Raw genomic sequence first — 23652 nt, forward strand, 5'->3', positions numbered from 1 at the left:
TTATGATTTATGATGGGTGGCAAGGGCTGATACCAGTCACATAGTCAGCGACTGTGCCAAGTTCGCGCAGGGCTGCTGCACCTTTGATAGATTGACTGGTGACTAGAGCGAGAGTTTGTGGATCGCGGATTTGGTCAAAATACTGCTGTGCAGTTGGGATATGTGACCAGTGCCACGCTTCTTCGCTGTAGCCTTTGGTGCGGTTTGGACCATAGGTTTGGCAAAAACCATAGTTTGGCGCATTGGCGGCCAACCATTGATGCACGCGCATACCTTCTTTGCCATTCCAGTAGTTCAATGCCACGCTGTTAAAGTCAATCTCAGTACCCCAGTGATGGCGACTTGTACCGGGAAATGATGACCATTTTAAGATATCCAATGCTTTTTGGGTATCATTGTCAGCAGTACCGCCCCATTTATTTTCCCAAATTTGCTTTTGGCGCTTATAGGAACGGTAAGCAGAAACCACTGTCAGATTGATGCCATCAGCTTTGGCGGCAGCGATCAGTTGCATCAGTGGGTCATAGACATCTTTATGCACTTGTTCAGCCTTGGTGGTGTATTGGCTTGGAATGCCGACCAGTACATGATCGTTACCCACGCCATGCACTTCAGACAGCTTGCCTGCTGGTGCAGGTGCTGCGGTCGTTGGTGTTTGATCAGCGGTCAAGGCATTGGTCTTGACTGGTTGCTCTTGGGTAGTTTGTGGCTCTTGCTCTGCTGTCTCATCCAGTGTTTTGATTTCACCGATTGCCACAGGTTCTTGGGCGGTATTATCTGCCAACTCTGACTGCTGATCACCGACAAAAATCTTTTGCCCAAAGTACAACGCCATCAATGCGCCTGCAAGAAAAATCAAAATGCCAAGCGTCTTGACGCTGCCTGTTTCGTATTTTTTCATTATATATCCAACCGTATGGGCTTAGTAATTCAAATAGCCACCAAAGCTATAACCTGTCAAGCCTGTCGCGTCCTGAACTTTTACCCAACAGTTATAAATGCCGTTGATGGTTTCGCATTTGTTGGTTTCAGCGATGACATAGATCTGCTCAGTGGTGTATAGATAGCCGACTTTACCCGCACTGCGTGATGGGCTGCGACGTACCATGACATTGCTGCCGTGGCGTGTGATGACGGTTGCGGGCAGATTTACAGGAGTTTCAGAATAGGCAGGCTGTGCTGCTTTACGCGCAGGTGCAGGTGTTGCTGTTGTTTTTTGTTTTGGCGCAGCTTGTACAGGCGCAGCGACTTGTGGCTGCTGGACCACTTCTACTGGCTGTTGTGCTTGCACTTGTGCATTTGGATCTTGAACGATCACAGGTTGTACTGCTTGTGGCTGCTGTGCAACTTGTGCTTGCTGCTGTGGTTGTTCATCTGCCAAGATAGCGCGTGCGATGCTCTTGATGATATCCCCATCACAGCCAGTCAATGCAAGGCTTACCCCTGCGATCATAAAAATGCGTTTCATAACAACTCCTAAATTAACCAATTAACACTCATCAATCAAATTTTACCAAATTCTTACAGCCTTATCAATGAAATTTATTTATATGCTTAAACTGTAAATTAATCTATCCATAATCTTACTAAGCTGATCACCATGGCTGTGCTAACTGGTTGAAACTGCTTGACTTTTACCCAAGGTCAGGGTTTATCATATACAAAAAAGGATCTGATCATGAGTAAACAAATTCACCAACAATTTGCCATCACAGGCATGACCTGCCAAGCCTGCGCCAATCGTATCGAAAAAGTGCTGAACAAAAAACCTGCGATCAATAAAGCGACGGTGAATTTCGCCACCGAGACACTGCAGGTGGATTATCAAGCCGATGCCACAAGCAGCGATGAGATCATCGCATGGGTTCAGAAAACTGGCTTTGAAGCTACGATCGATAAACCCAAAGTCGATACACGCGTGCCGTGGCAGCTGTGGGTGCTGTTTGTGCTTGCGCTGCCATTTATGGTGGGGATGATCGGTATGATGATGGGTCGCCATGATCTGATGATGCCTGTGTGGGCGCAGTTTGTGCTTGCGACGATTGTGCAGGTGGTATTTGGCGCGCGCTTTTATCAAGGGGCGTGGGCAAGCGTGCGAGCAGGACTTGCCAATATGGACGTGCTGGTTGCCATCGGTACGACAGCGATTTGGGCGTATTCGACTTATATTTGGCTCACCGATCCGCACGCGATGCATGGGGTGTATTTTGAAGCGTCGGTGATGGTGATTGCTTTTGTAAGATTGGGTAAATTTCTTGAACATCGTACCAAGACCCAAAGTCTAGATAGTATTGAGCTATTGACCCAGTTGATCCCAAGTATGGTGCATAAAAAAGTCGCTGACGGCTTTGTTAAAGTGGGTATCGAGAGTGTGGCTGTTGGTGATGAGCTGCTTGCCAATACAGGGGATAAAATCGCTGTCGATGGCATGGTGGTGACAGGCGGCGCGCTTGCCAATGAAGCGCATCTGACAGGCGAAAGTATGCTTGTGCCTAAAGCCATCGGCGACACTGTCTATGCAGGCAGCACGCTTGGTGATGGCAGTGTGGTGTATCGTGCGGCGGCGACAGGTCAGGCGACCAAGCTTGGTGATATGATGAGTGCGCTTGCTGATGCCCAAGGCAGTAAGGCGGATATTGCGCGCTTTGCTGATCGTGTCTCGGCGGTATTCGTACCTGTGGTGGTGGCGATTTCGATCATTACTTTTGTGGTAAATTTTGGTTTTGGTTTGGGTTTTGACACATCCTTGATGCGTGCGGTGGCGGTATTGGTGATTGCTTGTCCGTGTGCCTTGGGGCTTGCTACGCCTGCTGCGATCATGGCAGGAATGGGCGTTGGTGCGCGCCACGGCGTGTGGTATAAAGATGCGGTGAGCCTTGAGCGAGCAGGGCGCATTGATACCATTGTCTTTGATAAAACAGGGACGCTGACCACAGGCAAGCCAAGCGTGACCGCGATGCAGATCATTAATCATCGTTATCACGCCGATGAGCTGTTATCCATCGCAGCAAGCCTTGAACAATACGCTGCCCATCCGCTTGCGCACGCCATCATCAGTCACGCCCAAGACAGACGCCTACCGCTGTACACCGCCCTAGATGTCAGCACCGTCACAGGATCGGGCTTAATGGGGCAGATCGCAGGCGTTGGCAGAGTGCGTGTTGGTACGCCAAGCTTTGTCGGTATCGATGAGCAGGTGTTGGCAGGACTGGATACTGATTGGCAAGAGAAATCAGCGGCATCAACGCTTGTGGCAGTGTCGATCGATGATAAGCCTGCGGCGATTTTTGCGCTGGATGACACCATCAAAGACGAAGCAGCACAGATTATCACCGCTTTACAAGGTGCAGGCGTGCAGACGGTGCTGATGAGCGGAGATCGGAATTCTGCGGTCGCCAAGGTTGCAAATGCGCTGAACATTACTCATGCCACAGGGCAAATGTCACCACGCGATAAATTGTCCGCCATTGAGCGTTTGGCGGCTGATGGTCATCAGGTGGCGATGGTCGGCGATGGGGTGAACGACGCACCAGCGATGGCGGTAGCACAGGCAAGCTTCGCGGTCGGTGGCGCAACCGATGTCGCGCGCCACACTGCATCAGCGACACTACTCGGTGAATCACTCAGCCATGTGTATTATGCTTATCACATCGCACAGCGCACTCTAGCTGCGATTAAGCAAAATCTATTTTTCGCCCTAATCTATAACTGCATCGGCATACCGCTTGCGGCATTGGGGCTGCTTAGCCCTGCGATGGCAGCAGCGGCGATGGCATTAAGCTCAATCTCGGTACTACTGAACGCCATTCGCCTAAAACGCTTGGATTTGACCACAAAGCTTTGATTTTAAGCTTAAGTTGGCAAGTGCAAGGATTGGTTTTGGTGTACAACATTTCACTTGACAACACTGCTAATTTGTCATAATTTGTTACAAATACTGCGAAAATTGCCAATTCTTACCAAAAATTGCGTCATTTGCCGAAAATTTGAGCAATTGCGTTACAAATGCGTGCAGCTGTTAGCATTTTTCATCTAGATTGCAACATATAAAACTGGCACAATGCACCCATATCGATGACGCGTTTTGATGTGCTTTTCTCGCGTTTTCATTTATAATAGATGAATTTTTCGGAGTTTACTTATGTCAAATTTTAACCAAACAGCGCGCGCAAGCCTTCTTAAAGCAGTGATGGCGACCACTGTCATGGGTGCGATCGCAGCCCCTGTATTAACCACCACAGTATATGCTGCCCCAGCCAGCCAAGCAGACGCGGTCAAGCAGCTAAATCGCCTACTTAGCAACACCAAATCAATGAGTGCGGATTTCGCCCAAACCACAGTCGCGGGCAAAAAAACCACCAAGTTCAGCGGCTCGATGAGCGTACAGCGTCCGAACCAGTTCCGCTGGGAAACCAAATCACCAGCAGAGCAGCTGATCGTCGCCAATGGTGATACGCTGTGGGTGTATGATAAAGACCTACAACAAGCAACCAAGCAATCGGTGGGCAACCAAGTCGGCGAAACGCCAGCCTTGCTACTGTCAGGTGATGTCAATCAAATCAACCGTAACTTCACCGTCAGTCAGCCGAATGCTGCCAAGTACTATTTTGTCCTAACACCAAAATCAAACAACGCCAACTTTAAAAATGTCTCGATCAGCTTTAATGGTGGCAAGCCTGTGATGATGGTGCTTAATGACAACTTAGGTCAGACCACCAGTATTCGCTTTAGCAAAATCACCATGAATAAAAAGATTGATGCATCACAATTTAACTTCAAGCCACCTGCAGGCGTGGATGTCATCAGTCAATAATATCAAAGGCTGCCATGCTGTGCGCATGGCAGCTTTCTTGGATTTTTTGAAAAATGGTTGGGTCTATGACTTGGGTTTTTCGTCATAAAGGGCTGACGGCGATGTTTGCCGCTTTGGTGCTGACGGCGTGTAGCCAAAATACCGCCAAAACCAACACTAAAGCAGGTGCGCAATCAGCTTCCTTGCAAGCCGAGCAAACAAACAGTGCCGATACCGCACAGATACAAGCATCAAAATACCGCCAAAAACTGCGTGATGCCATCGAGCAGATGCAGCACGAGACGATCGATGCGCCATCGGCACAAGGCAGGTTTGTGCAGGCGTTGAGTGCGCATCACCAAGCGGCGATCACGATGGCTTATACCGAGCTTCGCTATGGCAAAGATAACCAAATGCGCGAGTTCGCCCAAGCGATCATCGATGGCGAGCAAGCTGAGCTACAGTGGATGCGTGACTGGCAGCAGCGCGCGCAGACAGATGATGATCAAGCGGCGCAGATGCAGGGCAAATGGCTGAGTCTTCAGCAGAATCTGCAGGGTAAATTGGATCAACTGGACAAGGGTCTGTCATCAGATCTACAGACGCCTGATGTGCTGTTTGCTCATGCGATGCTGTTACAGAACCAACTGGCGATCGATTTATCTGCCCAAATCATCAAGCTTGGCGCGGACGATGAGATCTTGGCATTAGCGCAGCAAAATATCGATGACCATACGCTGCATAATAAAGAGCTTAATAATTGGCTTAAGCAAATCAATAATCCATGAACAAAATCCGATGTTTTAGCATTGGTTTTTTTGCATTTTTGCCAAAAATATCGTAAAATAACCACGCTACAAAACAACAACAAGGATAATAACAAATGACAACATTACACTTATCCATTTCAGACATGACCTGTGGCGGCTGTACTGCCAGTGTCCAAAAAGCCGTGCAAGCTTTAGACGGTATCACATCGATTTCTATTGATTTGCCATCTCGTCAAGCGGTGATTGGCTATGATGAAGCGCAGATTGACCAAGATGCGATCTTACAAGCCATTGATGATGCGGGCTTTGAGCCAGAGATTATCACTGCATAAATTCACAATAAATCTTGAAAAATTAAAAATCATTGCTTTAACAATAATTATCAATCATAAAAAAGCAAGTTTTGTGTAAAAAATAAGCAAGATTATTTGTCATGGATATGGCGGCATAAAAATAAGAAATAATAATTTACAATCAAATTCATCACTAAAATGTCGTAATTGTTGGATTTATGTTATAATACCGCCGTTTTTATTCTAATAAAAGAAATCACACAGAGGTGATTATGTTAGCCAATTGGTCAGCGATCGCATTTTTGCTAGCCGCCGCTGGGCTAGTCGTTTTTATGCTGACTGTACCGCGTCTTTTGGGCGGTCGGTCATCAGGTCTCCAAAAACAAGAAACCTTCGAAGCGGGTGTGGTGTCAGCAGGTTCGGCGCGCATTCGACTGTCTGCCAAATTCTATTTGGTTGCCATTTTCTTTGTCATTTTCGATTTAGAAGCACTGTTTTTATACGCCTATTCGGTGAGCGTGCGTGAAGTCAATTGGTATGGCTTTACTGCAGCTGCCATCTTTATCGCCATTTTGTTTGTAGGTTTGATCTATGAAATGCGCTTGGGTGCGATGAACTGGGCGCCAGCAGATAAGCGCAAGAAAAAACCACGCATCCTATCTAAGCCTGCAGGGTTTGATCTAGCGAGCATCACTGCCTTCAATGGCATCGATGAGCTGCACACCGACCCAACAGGTAAAGTACCAGCGCAATCTTCAGGCCGTATCAATGTCTCAAATGACATTGAGAAAAACCGTGCGCACATGGCGAACATCGACCACATTAACACCACTGGCCGAGTTACCACTCAAGACTTTCGCCAACAGGATGACTGAATAAACAAGCGTTACGGCGAGTGCTGTGGCGTTTTGTTTTATCAATGACAAGGACATCTAGGGAAGTTTAGCGTAGGGATAGCGATCGGTTCTGAGCCGATCGATCACCAATAACCAAAATAAGAAGTGTACCGCTATGAAATACACACTAACCAAAGCCAATCCATCAAAAGAACAATTCCCAAAACAATCGCGCGAGCTGATTGACGGCATCACACAAGCTGAAGTCGAGAAAAATGTCTTTATGGCAAAGCTTGAAGACCTAACACACGCTGCAGCGAACTGGGGTCGCAAAAACTCACTGTGGCCGTTTAACTTCGGTACAAGCTGCTGCTATGTCGAATACGCCACCACCTTGACAGGCGTGCATGACTTGTCGCGATTCGGTGCAGAAGTTATCCGTGCGTCACCGCGTCAGGCGGATGTGATGATCGTAGCAGGGACTTGCTTTGTGAAGATGGCGCCAGTTATTTTGCGCCTGTATGAGCAAATGCTAGAGCCGAAGTGGGTCATCTCTATGGGTGCGTGCGCCAACTCAGGCGGTATGTATGACATCTATTCGGTCGTACAAGGGGTTGATAAGATTTTGCCTGTGGATGTGTATATCCCAGGTTGCCCACCGCGTCCTGAAGCACTGATCCAAGCCTTGATGCTGCTACAAGAATCAATCACGCACGAACGCCGTCCATTGGGCATTCACCTAGATGAGCATGGTATCATCCAGCCTGTGATGACCCCAGAGCGCGATCGCAAAAACGCAGAACGCATCAAAACGGTCAATCTGCGCAGCCAAGATGATGCTTGGTAAGATTTTAATCGATCATCGATCGCTTGTTACTTTCTAATTTAATCGGTGTTTGATGTTTTGATTGAACATCACTAAGGATAATAACAAAATGAGTTTCAATGATACTGCGCCGAAGCATCACGCGATTTTTACGGCGTTAAATGTTAAGCATCATGGGCAATATACCATCCAAGAAACAGCAGATGGTATTCCGACCATTTGGGTGAGCGCTGATCATGTGTTGGATGTTTTGATGACGCTGCGCACCTTGCCAAAGCCCTATGTCATGCTGGTGGATTTGTCTGCCATTGACGAGCGTCTGCGCACCCATCGCTATGGCTTGCCGCCAAGTGATTTTACTGTGTTTTATCACTTGATGAGCCTTGAGCGCAATGAAGATATCCGCGTAAAAGTCGCGCTAAAAGAAGGTCAAAGCATCCCATCAGCGACCAAGATTTATCCAAATGCCAACTGGTATGAGCGCGAAGTGTACGATATGTTTGGCATCATCTTTGATGGTCATCCGCACTTGACGCGTATCTTATTGCCAAAATACTGGGAAGGTCATCCGCTGCGCAAAGAATACCACGCGCGTGCGACCGAATTTACACCATATTTTCTAAATACCGCCAAGCAGCAGTTTGAGCAAGAGAACTTACGCTTTGTGCCTGAAGAGTGGGGCATGAAACGCTCGGGTCGTGATGAAGACTTCATGTTCCTAAACATCGGCCCGAACCATCCATCAGCACACGGTGCATTCCGCCTAGTGCTACAGCTGGATGGTGAAGAGATTGTGGACTGTATCCCTGACATCGGCTATCACCATCGTGGTGCTGAGAAGATGGCAGAGCGTCAGACTTGGCATTCGTTCATCCCTTATACCGACCGTATCGACTATCTGGGCGGTGTGATGAATGAGTTGCCGTATATCATGGCAGTCGAAAAATTGGCAGGCATCACTGTGCCTGAGCGTGCTCAGACCATCCGTGTGATGATGAGTGAATTTTTCCGCATTACTAACAACCTGTTGTACTGGGGCACATTTATCCAAGACGCCGGCGGTATGACGCCAGTCTTTTATATGTTTGCCGACCGCCAAAAGGCCTATGATGTCATCGAAGCCGTGACAGGCTATCGTATGCACCCTGCATGGTTCCGTATCGGTGGTACAGCACATGATTTGCCAAATGGCTGGCAAAAACTGGTGCGAGATTTTCTTGACTGGATGCCAAAGCGTATTGATGAATATTTCAAAGCGACGATGACCAACACGGTGCTAAAAGGCCGCACCCAAGCGGTCGCCCAATACGATGCTAAGCAAGCCTTGGCATGGGGTGTGACAGGTGCAGGTCTGCGTGCGACAGGTATTGATTTTGACTTGCGTAAGGCGCGCCCGTATATGGGTTATGAAAACTTTGACTTTGAAGTGCCGGTATTCTATAACGGTGATGCTTATGATCGCTGCTTGGTGAAAATTGAAGAGATTCGCCAAAGTCTGCGCATCATTGAGCAGTGCCTGAACAATATGCCATCAGGCCCTTATAAAGCCGAGCATCCGCTGGCTGTACCACCACCAAAAGACCGCACGCTCCAAGACATTGAGACCTTGATCAACCACTTCGTATCGGTCTCATGGGGTCCTGTGATGCCAGCGGGCGAAAGCTGCGCAATGGTCGAAGGTGTCAAGGGTCTGAACAGCTACTATGTGACTTCAGATAACTCAACGATGAGCTATCGTACGCGTATTCGCACACCGACCTTTGCACACTTGCAACAAATGCCAAGCGTGATCAATGGTTCATTGGTGTCTGATGCGATCATTTACTTGGCAAGTATTGATATTGTCATGGCGGATTGTGATCGATAATTAAGATGTGATAATAACAAAAATAAGGGTTTATATGAAAATTGTAACTGATAAAACCCCCAAAGTGGATGTGGCATCCATTTTGACCAAGGAAGAAATTGCAGGCATTGATGAATATATTCATCACTACCCACAAGCGCGTGCTGCAGTACTTGATGCACTTAAATTGGTTCAAAAACGCAACGGTTGGGTCGATGATGCCCAAGTGGCGGCGATTGCCAATATGCTTGACATCGCTGTGACTGATGTGGAAGGTGTGGCGACATTCTTTAATCGCATCTATCGCAGCCCTGTTGGTCGTCATGTGATCTTGATCTGTGACTCGATCGCCTGCTATTTGACAGGCTATGAAGCACTGGCAGATGAGTTCAAAAAGCAGCTGGGTATTGACTTTGGTCAGACCACTACCGATGGCAGATTTACGCTATTGCCAATCTGCTGCTTAGGTAACTGCGATAAAGGCCCAAGCGTGCTGATCGGTGAAGATACTTATGGTCCTGTACTGCCAAGCGAAGTGTCATTATTATTGGAGCAATACGCATGAAAACAGTTGCAGAACAAATCGATGCTCGTAAAAATGGCTTAGCACCAAGTCAGCTGAATAATCAGCGCGTGCCGATCTATGGTGTGGGCTTGGCAGAAGGTGAAGCGCCAACCAGTCTTACGCATCCATTGACTTGGCGCTTGTTCCACCAAGATGCGGTGCTAAAACTTGCTGATTACCTTGCTCTAAAAGGCTTTGAAGGTCTAAAAATCGCCTTATCAAAAACCCCAAAAGAAGTCGGCGAGATGATCAAAACTGCCAATGTCCGTGGTCGTGGTGGTGCAGGCTTTAACGCAGGCTTGAAGTGGACATTCATGACACCACCAGATGGCGGTGTGCGCTACTTGATCTGTAATGCTGACGAGATGGAACCAGGGACATTTAAAGACCGTCTATTGATGGAGCGTCTGCCATTTCAGTTGATCGAAGGGATGTTGATTACCGCCTATGCCATCGGTGCTAGTGTCGGCTATATCTTTATCCGTGGTGAGTACATCCTAGCGGCTGAACGCCTAGAAGCTGCAATTAAAGAGCTGCATGAAGCGGGCCTTATGGGCGATGATATTCTTGGCAGTGGTTTTAATTTTGATCTGCATGTGCATACGGGCGCAGGTCGCTATATTTGCGGTGAAGAAACAGCTCTAATCAACTGCCTAGAAGGTCGCCGTGCCAATCCACGCACTAAGCCGCCTTTCCCACAAGTCTCAGGCGCGTGGGGTCGTCCGACGGTGGTGAACAATGTCGAAACACTGAATAATATGTCAGCCATCATGCTAAATGGCGTGCAGTGGTACCTGGATTTACCAAAGAAAAAAGGCAAATCAGAAACCCCAGGGACCAAGATCATGGGCTGTTCAGGTCGTGTCAAGGACGCAGGTCTGTGGGAAGTGCCATTTGGTTATACTGCGCGTGAGTTGATTGAGCTGGCTGGTGGTATGCAAGATGGTCTGAAGCTAAAAGCTTGGCTACCAGGTGGTGCAAGTACCGATTTTCTGACCGCAAGCGATGAGCATCTTGATCTTGTGATGGACTTTGATCCAATCATGAAAGCAGGCAGTCGCTTGGGTACTTGCTTAATGATGGTCGTGGATGAGACTCAGGACATGGTGAGCTTGTCAAAAAATCTACAGCAATTTTTCCAACGCGAAAGCTGTGGCTGGTGTACACCATGCCGCGACGGTCTGCCTTGGGGTGTAAAAATGCTTGATGCCATCGACAATGGTCACGGCAAGCCTGAAGATATTGACAAATTATCCGAGCTGACACGCGATCTGTGGATTGGTAAGACTTTCTGCGCGCACGCACCAGGGGCGATGGAGCCATTGATGAGTGCATTGAAATATTTCCGCCATGAATTTGACAATAAAATCAATCAGCCTGCACCAGATGCAGCTGAGCAATCAGCACAACAAGGGGGTGTGTGATGGCAGTCATTCATATTGATGGTAAAACTGTCGAAGTCGATAGTGCTGATAACCTATTACAAGCCTGTTTGTCATTGGGCATCGACATCCCGTATTTCTGCTACCATCCTGCTTTGGGCTCGGTCGGCTCATGCCGTCAGTGCGCAGTCAAGCAATACAACAACGCCGAAGATTATGCCGCAGGTCGTGGCCGTTTGGTGATGAGCTGTATGGTTGCGCCGACCAATGATATGTATATCTCGGTTGATGATGATGAAGCTAAGGCATTTCGTAAGCGTATCGTTGAGTACATCATGACCAACCATCCGCACGACTGCCCAACTTGTGAAGAAGGTGGTCACTGCCATCTACAGGACATGACTTATATGTCAGGTCATCGCGAGCGCCGTTATCGCTTTACCAAGCGCACGCACCACAACCAAGATTTAGGCCCATTCATCAATCATGAGATGAACCGCTGTATCGCGTGCTATCGCTGTGTGCGTTTTTATAAAGACTATGCAGGCGGCGAAGACATGGGCGTGTATGCGTCGAACAACCGCGTGTATTTTGGCCGTGAAGCAGATGGTCAGTTTGAAAGTGAATTTAGCGGTAACTTGACCGAAGTCTGCCCAACAGGTGTATTTACCGACGCCACGCATTCAGACCGCTACAACCGTAAATGGGATATGCAGTACGCGCCAAGCGTGTGCCATGGTTGCTCTACAGGCTGCAACATCTCAGCAGGCGAGCGTTATGGTGAGCTGCGCCGCATTGAAAACCGCTATAATCATGATGTCAATGGTTATTTCCTATGTGACCGCGGCCGCTTCGGTTATGGTTATGTCAATCGTGCCGATCGCCCATTGACCCCATGCCAAAACACCGCCAATGGCAAAGTAGCACTCACCGCTGATGCAGCATTGGATACCGCCATTGAATTATTAAAAGGTAAAAAAGCCATCGGTATCGGCTCAGATGCAAGCAGCATTGAGAATAACTTTGCGCTCAAAAAACTGGTCGGTGCGGATAATTACAGCACAGGTCAATCATTAGCAACCCAAAGTTTGATTGATAAATCGGTGCAAATTCTTCGTAATGATAGCGTGTATAATGTTTCGGTTGCCCAAATCGAGCAAGCTGATGCAGTATTCATTTTGGGTGAAGACATCACGCAGACTTCGGCGCGTGTGGCACTGTCTGTACGCCAAGCAGCGAAAAATAAAGCCAAAGACATGGCGACAGCGCTGCGTACTGAGCATTGGCTGGCTGAGCCTGTCAAGCGTATTGGTCAAAATGCCAATAGTCCGATCTATGTCGTCGATGTGGTCGATACCAAGCTTGATGACATTGCTAAGGTGTCTGCTGTGGCGACGATCGAAGATGTTGCGCGCTTGGGCTACTTGGTCGGTGAAGTGATTGAGACTTTCGGCACGGATTTGGATCGTCTTGCCAAGCCAAGCTTGAATGCCAGCGATGAAATGCTGGATTTGGCTTATCAAATCGCCAAAGATCTAATCACTGCTAATCAGCCATTGGTCATCTCAGGTGCTTCATTGTCATCAAGCCATGTGATTGATGCAGCAGGTTTTATCACGACCGCCTTGACCAAAAAACGCCAAGCGATCAAAGCGCAAAACGATGCTGAGCTACAAGCATATCAAGCGCAAGTGGATGCGCTGAACGCAGCAGAACTGCCTGAACATGATCCACAATTGGCAGCCAAGCCTGAGCATGAAGGTACGAATACAGATAAGGCAGAGCAAGCGCAACTGGTACGCATTCCAGAGCCAAAAGCCTTAGATAAGCGCTTTGCACCTGTGGCGGGCATTTATCTTGCCTTACCAGCGGCGAACAGCGCAGGTCTAAGCTTGCTTGGTGGTAAATCAATCGAAGAAGTGCTGGCGTCAGACTTTGAAGTGGCGGTGGTACTAGAAAATGATTTGAGCCAACTTGCCAGTATCAATGTCTTGGGCAAGCTTCATGACAAGACTGTGATTGTTATCGATCATCAAAATTATCCGTGGCATGATGGCGCGGATTTGGTGCTGTCAGCATCAAGCTTTGCCGAAAGTGATGGCACACTTGTCTCAGCCGAAGGTCGCGCGCAGCGTTTCTTCCAAGCTTATGATAAAAAATATTATGAGCCAACTTCAGAGATCAAAGACGCGTGGCGTTGGTTGTATGCACTTGGCTTTGAGACTGGTAAAGGCGCGAGCGCAGCGCACTTGGACGAAGTCATTGATGATATTGGCAATGAAGTACCTGCTTTGGCAAATATCAAAGCAGCCGCACCGAATGCCGACTATCGCATCACAGGTCTGAAAATCGCGCGTGAACCACGCCGCTACTCAGGCCGTACCGCGATGCGTGCGCCACTATCAATCCATGAGCCAATGCAGCCAAAGGATCTAGATACAGCGTTGACTTTCTCGATGGAGGGCTATGTGGGGAACCAAACCAACCCAGCGAGCATCCCATTTGCATGGGCGGCAGGGTGGAACTCACCACAAGCTTGGAACAAATACCAAGATAAAGTCGGTGGTAAGCTAAAAGGCGGTGATGTCGGCGTGCGTCTGTTTGATATTTTGCCACGATTGGATACGACTTATCACAGCCATCGCACTGAGATCCAGGATCCTGCATCGACCAGTGTATTTAATGGTATCGTGCGCTTAGTGCCTGTGCATAATATCTTCTCATCATCACCGATGGCGAGCCGAAGCCCAGTGGTAGCAGGTCAAATCAAACCGATCGGTTGGTATGTCAATGAAGAAGATGCCAATCATTGGCAAGTGCGCGAAGGGGATTTGCTCAGTATCCAAAGCGTACAAGGCGAGATCGTATTGCCTGTACTGATTAATGAGTTCATCCCTGAAGGCTGCATCGGCTATGCCGCAGGTCAAGTGCCACTATCACCAAAAGTGCCAACGACCATCAAGCGTGCTGACAGCGTAGATCCTGTCTATCAGCCTGCTTATCAGCTGAGCGTGCAGAATCTGCCAAGCCGTCACAACAATCCATTATTTAAGGCAAGTGATACGCCTGTGAATGTCGCACCATCCATGGAGGCTGTGTAATGTCATCTCGTATTATTCCAGAAGTACCAGCATTTTTGGCGAATGCGATGAGCTTTGATGTGTGGTCGGTATTGTTTTTGGTCATTCAGGCTTTGGTGATTTTCCTAGGTCTAGTGATTGTCGCGGCGCTGATGATCGTCTATGAGCGCCGTATGCTTGCACTGTGGCAAGACCGCTACGGCCCAAACCGTGTGGGTTGGCAAGGTTCGCTACAGCTGGTGGCGGATATGCTGAAGATTTTTTTCAAAGAAGACTGGACGCCAGAATTTGCTGACAAAAAAATCTTCACCCTAGCGCCTGCGATTGCGATGTTCACTGCTTTGGCAAGCTTTGCCATCATTCCACTAAGCCCAACATTGGGCGCAGCAGATTGGAATATTGGCTTATTGTTCTTTTTTGCCATGGCAGGACTAGCTGTCTATGCAGTGATGTTTGGTGGTTGGTCATCGGCGAACAAATTCTCGTTACTAGGCGGTCTGCGTTCATCTGCCCAAACCATCAGTTATGAAGTCTTTTTGGGCTTATCACTGATGGGTGTGGTGGCGATGGCGGGATCGTTTAACCTGCGCGACATCGTTGAAGCACAAGCGACCGTTTGGAATGTCATTCCACAATTCTTTGGCTTTTTGGCATTCGTGGTGGCAGGCGTAGCAGTGACGCACCGCCATCCCTTTGACCAGCCAGAAGCTGAGCAAGAGCTTGCTGAAGGTTATCATGTTGAATATTCAGGCATGAAATTTGGTATGTTCTTCATCGGTGAATATGTCAATGTCGTGCTGATTTCGGCGCTGATGACTTGCTTGTTCTTTGGCGGTTGGCTGCCACCGTTTGGCATTGACATTCCATTCATCGCCCCTGTGGTGTGGTTCATGCTAAAGACTTTGTTCTTTATGACCATGTTTATCCTTGCGCGTGGCTCATTGATGCGTCCGCGTTATGATCAGGTGATGAACTTTGGTTGGAAAGTGTGTTTGCCAGTCACTTTGGTGAATTTGCTTGTAACTGCAGCTGTCATTTTATTAGTACAATAAGGCTGGTGAAATATGTTTACAACTCTAAAAGATACGGCAGTTGGCATCATCAGTATCGTCCGCTCATTGTGGATGGTCAATAGCCATGCCTTGCGTCCGCGTGATACGATTTTATATCCAGAACAACCCGTGCCAGTGCCGCCGCGTTTTCGTGGTCGCATTATTCTGACGCGTGATCCTGATGGTGATGAACGCTGCGTGGCGTGTAACTTATGTGCTGTGGCGTGTCCTGTGGGCTGTATCAGCCTACAAAAAGCCGAGCGTGAAGATGGTCGCTGGTATCCAGAATTTTTCCGTATTAATTTCTCGCGCTGCGTATTTTGTGGTATGTGCGAAGAAGCTTGCCCAACGACAGCGATTCAGCTGACCCCTGATTTTGAATTGGGTGAGTACAATCGCCAAAACTTGGTCTATGAAAAAGAGCATCTGCTGATCTCAGGACCAGGCAAATATCCTGATTATAACTATTACCGTGTCACTGGCATGGCGACCGAAAAACAACCAAAAGGCTCGCACCAAAACGAAGCGACACCGATTGATGTGCGGAGTTTGTTACCATGATGACGATTTTATCTGATATTTTAAGCAATGCCAATTTGGTGGGTTTTTATGCCTTGGCAGCGGTGGCGATTTATGCCAGTTTCCGTGTAGTAACGCACGCCAATCCAGTACACGCCATCTTGTCGATGATTGTATCACTATTGGCAGTGGCAGGGATTTTCTTTATTTTGGGTGCGCCGTTTGCAGGTGTCTTGGAAGTCATCGTATATGCCGGTGCGATTTTGGTGCTGTTCGTCTTTGTGATCATGATGCTAAATCTTGGCACGGATGTCAGTGAAGAAAAATCATGGCTGACATCGAATGCGTGGGCGACACCAGTAGGCTTAACTTTGATCATCGCTGCGGTATTGGTTGGTATCATCAGCGCATCACCAAATGGCGCTCAGATGCTAAACGCCCAAACAGTAGATGCCAAAGCGGTGGGTACAAGCCTATTTACCCAGTATGTGCTACTGGTGGAAGTGGCGGCATTCTTATTATTGGGTGCGTTGGTCGCAGCATATCACTTGGGCAAAAAAGCTTTGGATGATGAGAACTTCAGTCATTATCAAGACACTGAAGCAGGCGCAAATGCACCGAACCATCAGCCAGATGGACCAGTTTTTACACAACATAATAATAACAAAGGGGGTCTGTAATGGCGACAAATTTGCAGACATCAGTCACACAAGCTGCAGCACAAGCAGGTGAACAGATTGCCAATTTGGGCATTCCTGTATCACACGCGCTGATGTTGTGCGCGATTTTATTCGCCATCGGTCTGGTTGGCGTGATGGCGCGCCGCAATGTGCTGTTTATGCTGATGAGCCTTGAGATCATGATGAACTCGACCGCGTTGGCTTTCGTTGTTGGCGGTAATATTTGGGGCAGTCCTGATGGGCAGGTGATGTTTATTTTTGTCCTGACTTTGGCAGCTGCTGAAGCTGCTATTGGTTTGGCTATCTTGTTGCAATTTTATCATCGATTCCGCAATCTTGATGTGAATCAAGCCAGCAGATTGAAGGGGTAAATTATGAATATGTTAGCATGGACTTTTATTTGCCCACTGATTGGTTTTTTGATCTTAGCGAGTTTGCGAGATCGCCTATCTGAGATGATGGCAACCATCATCGGTGTGGGTTCGATGGCATTGTCAGCAATTGCGGCATTGATGGCATCAATGGAGTATTTGAATAATTATAATGGTCAAGCAATCAATGTGCCGTTGTGGACATGGCTGAAAGTGGGTGAGTTTGCCCCTGCTTTTGGTTTGCATTTTGATGGTTTGACCTTGACTATGACAGGGATTATCACTGGCATTGGTTTTTTGATTCATCTATTCGCTTCATGGTATATGAAGGGTGAAGAAGGTTTTGCACGCTTTTTTAGCTATCTGAACCTATTTGTGGCAAGTATGCTGCTTTTGGTACAAGCGGATAACTTATTGCTACTTTACCTAGGTTGGGAAGGTGTCGGTATCTGCTCGTATCTATTGATCGGCTTTTATTATACCGAGCGTGCTAATGGTCGTGCAGCGATCAAGGCATTTACTGTGACGCGTGTCGGTGATGTGTTCCTGGCAATTGGTCTGTTCTTATTGTTCCGTGAATTTGGCACTTTGACCATTTCTGAGATCATTACCAAAGCACCTGAAGTATTTACGCTCAATAACCCAACGATGATTTTGACCACCATGATGTTGGTTGGTGGCGCTTGGGGTAAGTCAGCGCAGATTCCGCTGCACACTTGGCTGGCTGACGCGATGGCAGGTCCGACACCTGTCTCAGCACTGATCCACGCAGCGACGATGGTTACAGCTGGCGTGTATCTGATCGCGCGTATGCATCCGCTATTTATCCTGACGCCTGAAGTACTGCTGTACTGGGTTGGTGGTGTTGGCGCAATCTCAATGTTGGTGGCGGGTTTTTGTGCCTTGGCGCAGACCGACATCAAGCGTATCTTGGCATACTCCACCATGAGTCAGCTTGGTTATATGTTCATCGCACTGGGCGTGGGCGCATGGCAAGTGGCGATTTTCCACTTGATGACGCACGCATTCTTTAAGGCATTGCTATTCTTGTCATCGGGTGCGGTGATCTTGTCAGTACATCATGAGCAAAATATCTTTAAAATGGGTGGTCTATATAAGAAAATCCCATTAGTGTTCGCTTGCTTTGTTGTCGGTGGTGGTGCGCTGGTTGCGCTGCCTTGGATTACCGTGGGCTTTTATTCTAAAGAAGCGATTCTTTGGGAAGCGTACGCTGGCGGTTACCAAACGCTGTTTTGGGCAGGTGTCGTCGGCGCATTCTTAACATCAATCTATACTTTCCGTATGATTTGGATCACTTTCTTTGGTGAAGAAAAAACCCACGCACACAAGCTATCGGGCATCTCATACTGGCTGCCATTGGTGGTGTTGCTTGTGCTATCGACTGGTATCGGTGCAATGATCGTAACGCCATTGGCTGATGTCTTGCCATTGGGTCCAGGTGCGGCACTTGAAGCTGCAGGTGAAGCACACGCCAAGCACACGGCTGAACTGATTGCCACTGGCTTTATGGCGGCAGGCTTGATCTTGGCGGTGCTATTGTATGCAGTGAATAAAGGTCGCTTGGTTGATGGCTTTAAAAAGACTGCCATCGGTGGTGCGCTGTATCACTGGTGCTATCACGGTTTGGGCTTTGATGCTTTGTATGATATTGTATTTGTCAAGCCGTTCTTGGCAATCACCAAAGGGCTAAAAGCTGATCCTGTCGATAAGCTGATCGGTATTTTCCCGACATTGGCATCTGTGGGCAACAAAATCACTGCAAAAACCCAAACAGGGCTATTGCGCACCCACATGGCAGGCTTTGGTTTTGGCTTGGTAATTATTCTAATCTTGGCAATGATGATGGTGGTGTAAGATGGCATTAGAACAAAATTGGATACTGCCAGCATTGATTGCAATTCCATTTATTGCAGGTGTGCTGTGCTGGCTTATTGAAAAAGTAAGCGATCGCTTGCCACGATGGATTGCCTTGATTGCAATGATTGTGACATTTGGTCTATCGCTTGTGTTGTGGCAGCAGGGGAATTTTAATACCTTGCTTGCAACAGATGGCATGGCAGATAAGGCAAATTTACCTTGGGCAGCGCAGTTTGTGCTACCTTGGATTCCAAGCTTAGGCATCAAATTCCACCTAGCGATGGATGGTCTGTCACTATTGATGGTGGCTTTGACAGCATTTCTTGGTATCATGGCGGTGGGCTGTTCTTGGGGTGAAATCCAAAAACGCGTCGGCTTTTTTATGCTGAATCTGCTGTGGAGCTTAGGCGGCGTTATTGGTGTATTTTTGGCAATTGACTTATTCTTATTCTTCTTCTTTTGGGAGATGATGCTGTTGCCGATTTATTTCTTGATTGCGCTGTGGGGTCATAATGCCACAGGCGGTCGCACCAAAGAATATGCCGCAACCAAATTCTTCATCTACACCCAAGCATCAGGTCTTGTGATGTTGATCGGTATTTTGCTGCTTGTCATCATTCACTTTAGCCAAACTGGCGTGCTAAGCTTTGATTATCATGACCTACTGGGTCTGAATCTGGGCGCATGGGAATACATCATCATGCTGTGCTTCTTCATCGGTTTTGCGGTGAAATTGCCAGTATTCCCACTACACAGCTGGCTGCCTGACGCGCACGCACAAGCGCCGACAGCAGGTTCGGTGGACTTGGCAGGTATCTTGATCAAGACAGCGGCATTTGGTCTGTTGCGCTTTGTCTTGCCATTATTCCCAACAGCATCGGCTGAATTCGCTCCGGTTGCCATCGTGCTTGGTATGATCGGTGTGGTGTATGGCGCACTACTTGCCTTTGCCCAAACCGACATCAAGCGTCTGCTTGCTTATACGAGTGTGTCACACATGGGCTTTGTGGTATTGGCGGTGTTCGCTGGTACTTTGGTATCGCTACAAGGCTTGATGGTGCAGATGATTGCGCACGGTCTGTCGAGTGCGGCGCTATTTATCATGGCAGGTCAGTTGTACGAACGCTTGCATACGCGTGATTTGACTAAGATGGGTGGTATGTGGGGTCAGTTCCGCTACTTTGCACCGCTGCTGATGTTCTTTAGTGCAGCACTACTCGGTATTCCGGGTACGGGTAACTTCATCGGTGAGATCTTGATTCTGCTTGGTGCGTTTGAACTACATCCGATCGCAACTGTCATCGCTACAGCAAGCCTTGTCTTAGCAGGTCTATATGCGCTGATCATGATTTATCAAGCACTATTTGGTGACAACACCACTGTGGCATTGGTCAAGCAAAATGGCGGTAAGCTAAAAGATCTTGGCAAGCGCGAATTGGTCTTGTTATTGACCTTGGGCGCGGGTCTGGTATGGCTTGGTCTATACCCACAGCCTGTGATGGATAAATCACAAGGCTCAATGCAGTGGATCGCCCAAGCGTATGCCAATCAAGTACAAGCTACCGAGCCTGCGCATGGTGTGCGTCTGATTGATGGGTCGATGGCGGAATATATGCACGACAATCACGATCGCTTGTATGAGCGCGGTGAAAATCAATCTTTTAGCCCAGTGGGCGATAACCACAATCATGGGGAGTGATTATGAATAGTATGGTTTTTGCATCTGTTTCGTCACTGCTGCCAGTGATTGTGGTGGCATTGACAGCGCTCGTGGTGATGATTGCCATCGCCATCAAGCGTTCGCATTTTTGGGTGGCGACCTTAAGCGTCGTCGGCTTGAACATTGCCTTGTTGGCATTGATCGCACAAGCATCAGGCTTGATCATCTCAGGTGAAGCGTTTGGCAATCTGTACCTATTTGACGGATTTGCCAAGTTCAATATGGGTGTGATCGTCATCGCAGCATTAGCGTGCTGTACACTGTCTTATGGTTATTTTGAGACATTGAAAGACAATAAAGACGAGCTGTATCTATTGATGCTGATCTCAACGATGGGCGCGATGCTGATGACAGGCGCGCAGCATTTGGCATCATTCTTTATGAGCCTTGAGCTATTGTCTGTGCCGATGTATGGTATGCTTGCTTATACTTTCTTGCGCGCGCGTTCGCTAGAATCTGGTCTAAAATACCTCGTGATGTCGGCAGCAGCATCAGCAACCCTATTGATGGGGATGGCGCTGATCTATGCTGATGCAGGTACTTTGTACTTTGGTGAATTGGCAAAACTGCTGTTCTCAGGCCAAGTCTCAAGCCTATTCGTCGCAGGTTCTGTGATGATGATGGCAGCGATCGCCTTCAAGCTATCAGCAGCACCATTCCACGCGTGGGTATCTGATGTCTATGAAGGTGCACCTGCGCCAGTGGCGGCATTCTTAGCAAGTGTGAGCAAGGTGGCGATGATGGCATTGGCACTGCGCTTTATGATCGGTAGTATGGTACCTGTGATGCCTGCCTTTGATAATGTGCTGATTTTGATCATTGCCTTGTCAATTCTATTGGGTAACTTACTTGCCATTCGCCAACAGAACCTAAAGCGTATGCTTGCTTATTCATCGATTGCGCACATTGGCTATGCTCTGATCGCGCTGCTGTCAGTCGGCTCAGGCAGCACAAGCGTCATCAGTATGTATATGGCGGTGTATGCGCTGACTTCGATCGGTGCATTCGGTGTGATTGCTTTGATGTCAAGCCCGTACCGTGAGCGCGGTCATACATCGATCAGTGGCGAAGCGGATGAGCTGCGTTTTTATCAAGGTCTGTTCTGGCGTCGTCCTGTACTGTCAGGTGTCTTGACAGTGATGTTATTGTCATTGGCAGGTATTCCGCTGACGGCAGGTTTTGTCACTAAGTTCACCATTTTCTTTACCGCGGTTCAAGGCGTGCGCTTTTGGGCAGCAGGTATGGTGATCCTAGGCAGCGCCATCGGTTTGTACTACTATTTGCGCGTTTTGGTAACCTTGTACCAAAAACCAAAAGTACAGCTAGAATACGATGCGCATGAGCATTGGGGCATCAAGGCTGGTGGTATCATGGTGATGATTGTCACCGTTCTGGTGGTGGTCTTTGGTATCTTGCCAGAAGGTCTAATGCAGATGGTGTCATTTGCAACCATTGGCTAAATCGCGCCCATGACCGAACAAGCACCACAAAATGGTGCTTGTTTTGTTTTGTGAGCTTTGGTATAGTTAACAGGATAAAATATAAGGAAAAATTTAACAATGAGTGATGACAAAGCCGTCGTCTTAACCGTATTATCAAAAACCGTCTGGTCGGATTCTTTATTCAGTTTTACCACCACAAGACCAGATGGTTTTCGTTTTGAAGCAGGGCAGTTCGTCCGCCTTGGGGTCAATCCAAGTAAGCTTACCGCCAATCAAGGCAAGGATGCGCCCGATGAGACCATTTTTCGTGCGTATTCGGTGGTGTCATCGCCTTATGATGAAGCGCTGGAATTTTTCTCAGTGGTTGTGCCTGGTGGCGCGTTTACATCGCAGCTTAAAGATTTGCAAGTGGGCGATGCGCTGTATTTGAACACTACGCCATTTGGCTTTTTGACTTTATCGCGCTATCAAGAGCCAAAGCCAAATACGCTGTGGCTACTTGCAACAGGAACAGGGCTTGCGCCATTTTTATCAATGCTGCAAGATCTCTACACTTGGCAGCAGTATGATAATATTGTGCTTGCTTATAGCGCGCGTACGGCGAGTGAATTGGCGTATCAAGATAACATCCACCAGATTGCTGATGATTTTGCAAGTTTAGTGGATAATCCTGCCAAGTTCATCTATGTGCCAATCGTCACGCGTGAAGCGGTGGCGGGCTGTCTAAATCAGCGACTGCCGATGCTCATTGCCAATGGCGAGCTTGAAAAAACTGCAGGCATCACATTTGATCAAGACTGCCATGCCATGCTGTGTGGCAATCCGCAGATGGTTGATGATACCAAAGAAGCACTCAAAGCCAAAGGCTTGACGATGAATCGCCGCGGCGTGGGCAATATCGCTGTTGAGAATTATTGGTAAATGGATGAAAAAATGATGAAAAATATTAATCAAGCCACCACAGCACTGATTGTGGTCGATGTCCAAAATGGCTTTATCACAGGCAATCTGGCTGTGCCAAATGCTGCGCGTATCGTGCCGATTATCAATGAAATCGCCAAGCAGTTCGACCATGTGATTTTGACACAGGATTATCATCCGAGCAATCACATTTCATTTGCCAAGCATCACGAAGGCAAAAGCCATTTGATACCATTGTGCTGTCGTATGGCGAGCAGGTGCTGTGGCCGAATCACTGCGAGCAAGGTACACAAGATGCCGAATTTCATGCCGATTTATCAATTCCGCACGCCGAGCTGATTTTGCGTAAGGGTTATAATGCGCAGGTGGATAGCTATTCGGCGTTCATGGAAGCAGATGGCACGATGACAGGCTTGGATGGCTATCTGAAGCAGCGCGGCATTGATACTTTGTATTTTGTTGGTATCGCGACCGATTATTGCGTGACTTGGTCCACGATCGATGCGGTGAACCTAGGCTATCAATGCACGGTGCTGATGGATGCGACCGCTGCCATTGATCAAGATGGCTCACTGCAAGACGCCATTGATGATATGCAGGCACTTGGGGTGAATTTGGATTTTGAGAAATTTACAGTCTGCCAACTTTGAAATAATGCTGTGTTGAACTCGTGCGTGTA

Annotated in this window: 20 protein-coding genes and 1 pseudogene; 19 read left to right on the forward strand and 2 right to left on the reverse strand. The window is 47.9% G+C overall.

Annotated features, from left to right (window positions below):
- Positions 1-7 precede the first annotated feature (7 nt).
- Both NKU06_RS08800 and NKU06_RS08805 read right to left on the reverse strand, forming a co-directional pair.
- Complete coding sequence (locus tag NKU06_RS08800; protein ID WP_254730103.1) at positions 8-901, reverse strand: M15 family metallopeptidase; 894 nt, start codon at positions 899-901, stop codon at positions 8-10.
- Between the two features lie 21 nt (positions 902-922).
- Complete coding sequence (locus NKU06_RS08805; protein WP_253223346.1) at positions 923-1468, reverse strand: SH3 domain-containing protein; 546 nt, start codon at positions 1466-1468, stop codon at positions 923-925.
- A gap of 210 nt (positions 1469-1678) precedes the next feature.
- On the opposite strand from NKU06_RS08805, the gene NKU06_RS08810 reads away from it, so the two are divergent.
- The 19 genes and pseudogenes from NKU06_RS08810 to NKU06_RS08900 all read left to right on the forward strand — a co-directional run bounded on the left by NKU06_RS08810 (position 1679) and on the right by NKU06_RS08900 (position 23623).
- Positions 1679-3844 (forward strand): cation-translocating P-type ATPase, encoded by a 2166-nt coding sequence (locus NKU06_RS08810; protein WP_254730108.1) that lies wholly within the window; start codon positions 1679-1681, stop codon positions 3842-3844.
- A 297-nt stretch (positions 3845-4141) separates the two neighbouring features.
- Positions 4142-4813 carry an outer membrane lipoprotein chaperone LolA gene (lolA, locus tag NKU06_RS08815; RefSeq protein WP_254730111.1) on the forward strand — a complete coding sequence of 224 codons (672 nt, stop codon included), beginning with the start codon at positions 4142-4144 and terminating at the stop codon, positions 4811-4813.
- Positions 4814-4878: 65 nt separating this feature from the next.
- On the forward strand, positions 4879-5580 hold the full coding sequence (locus NKU06_RS08820) for a DUF305 domain-containing protein (RefSeq protein ID WP_254730114.1): 702 nt from the start codon (positions 4879-4881) through the stop codon (positions 5578-5580).
- A gap of 95 nt (positions 5581-5675) precedes the next feature.
- Positions 5676-5894, forward strand: coding sequence for a heavy-metal-associated domain-containing protein (locus NKU06_RS08825; RefSeq protein WP_253223350.1), 219 nt, complete (start codon positions 5676-5678; stop codon positions 5892-5894).
- A gap of 233 nt (positions 5895-6127) precedes the next feature.
- On the forward strand, positions 6128-6730 hold the full coding sequence (gene ndhC / locus NKU06_RS08830) for an NADH-quinone oxidoreductase subunit A (protein WP_371923490.1): 603 nt from the start codon (positions 6128-6130) through the stop codon (positions 6728-6730).
- Positions 6731-6866: 136 nt separating this feature from the next.
- A complete protein-coding gene (locus NKU06_RS08835; RefSeq protein ID WP_254730117.1) occupies positions 6867-7538 on the forward strand; it encodes an NADH-quinone oxidoreductase subunit B family protein in 672 nt (223 codons plus the stop codon).
- Between the two features lie 88 nt (positions 7539-7626).
- The gene (nuoC, locus tag NKU06_RS08840) at positions 7627-9384 is read left to right on the forward strand and encodes an NADH-quinone oxidoreductase subunit C/D (protein ID WP_254730121.1); all 1758 of its coding nucleotides are present in this window, start codon (positions 7627-7629) and stop codon (positions 9382-9384) included.
- 34 nt (positions 9385-9418) lie between these two features.
- Complete coding sequence (nuoE, locus tag NKU06_RS08845; RefSeq protein ID WP_253223353.1) at positions 9419-9928, forward strand: NADH-quinone oxidoreductase subunit NuoE; 510 nt, start codon at positions 9419-9421, stop codon at positions 9926-9928.
- Between the two features lie 53 nt (positions 9929-9981).
- Positions 9982-11352 (forward strand): NADH-quinone oxidoreductase subunit NuoF, encoded by a 1371-nt coding sequence (gene nuoF, locus NKU06_RS08850; protein ID WP_371928045.1) that lies wholly within the window; start codon positions 9982-9984, stop codon positions 11350-11352.
- Positions 11352-14411, forward strand: coding sequence for an NADH-quinone oxidoreductase subunit NuoG (gene nuoG / locus NKU06_RS08855; protein ID WP_254730129.1), 3060 nt, complete (start codon positions 11352-11354; stop codon positions 14409-14411). The genes nuoF and nuoG overlap by 1 nt, the downstream gene beginning before the upstream one ends.
- A 47-nt stretch (positions 14412-14458) precedes the next feature.
- Positions 14459-15442: an NADH-quinone oxidoreductase subunit NuoH gene (gene nuoH, locus NKU06_RS08860; RefSeq protein WP_371923548.1), complete on the forward strand. Its 984-nt coding sequence runs from the start codon at positions 14459-14461 to the stop codon at positions 15440-15442.
- 12 nt (positions 15443-15454) lie between these two features.
- Positions 15455-16003, forward strand: coding sequence for an NADH-quinone oxidoreductase subunit NuoI (nuoI, locus tag NKU06_RS08865; RefSeq protein ID WP_253223357.1), 549 nt, complete (start codon positions 15455-15457; stop codon positions 16001-16003).
- Complete coding sequence (nuoJ, locus tag NKU06_RS08870) at positions 16000-16641, forward strand: NADH-quinone oxidoreductase subunit J (protein WP_254730132.1); 642 nt, start codon at positions 16000-16002, stop codon at positions 16639-16641. The genes nuoI and nuoJ overlap by 4 nt, the downstream gene beginning before the upstream one ends.
- 92 nt (positions 16642-16733) lie before the next feature.
- Complete coding sequence (nuoK, locus tag NKU06_RS08875; protein ID WP_371928046.1) at positions 16734-17012, forward strand: NADH-quinone oxidoreductase subunit NuoK; 279 nt, start codon at positions 16734-16736, stop codon at positions 17010-17012.
- A gap of 3 nt (positions 17013-17015) precedes the next feature.
- Entirely contained in the window at positions 17016-18887 is a 1872-nt protein-coding gene (nuoL, locus tag NKU06_RS08880; RefSeq protein ID WP_254730135.1) for an NADH-quinone oxidoreductase subunit L, read from the forward strand.
- A gap of 1 nt (position 18888) precedes the next feature.
- On the forward strand, positions 18889-20589 hold the full coding sequence (nuoM, locus tag NKU06_RS08885) for an NADH-quinone oxidoreductase subunit M (protein WP_253223360.1): 1701 nt from the start codon (positions 18889-18891) through the stop codon (positions 20587-20589).
- 2 nt (positions 20590-20591) lie between these two features.
- Positions 20592-22070 (forward strand): NADH-quinone oxidoreductase subunit N, encoded by a 1479-nt coding sequence (locus tag NKU06_RS08890; protein WP_254730138.1) that lies wholly within the window; start codon positions 20592-20594, stop codon positions 22068-22070.
- 99 nt (positions 22071-22169) lie between these two features.
- Positions 22170-22973, forward strand: coding sequence for a ferredoxin--NADP reductase (locus NKU06_RS08895; protein WP_254730141.1), 804 nt, complete (start codon positions 22170-22172; stop codon positions 22971-22973).
- A gap of 12 nt (positions 22974-22985) precedes the next feature.
- Positions 22986-23623, forward strand: a pseudogene (locus NKU06_RS08900) (nicotinamidase).
- Positions 23624-23652: the final 29 nt, after the last annotated feature.

The sequence above is a fragment of the Moraxella sp. FZLJ2109 genome, assembly GCF_024296965.1.
Classification (GTDB): Bacteria; Pseudomonadota; Gammaproteobacteria; order Pseudomonadales; family Moraxellaceae; genus Moraxella.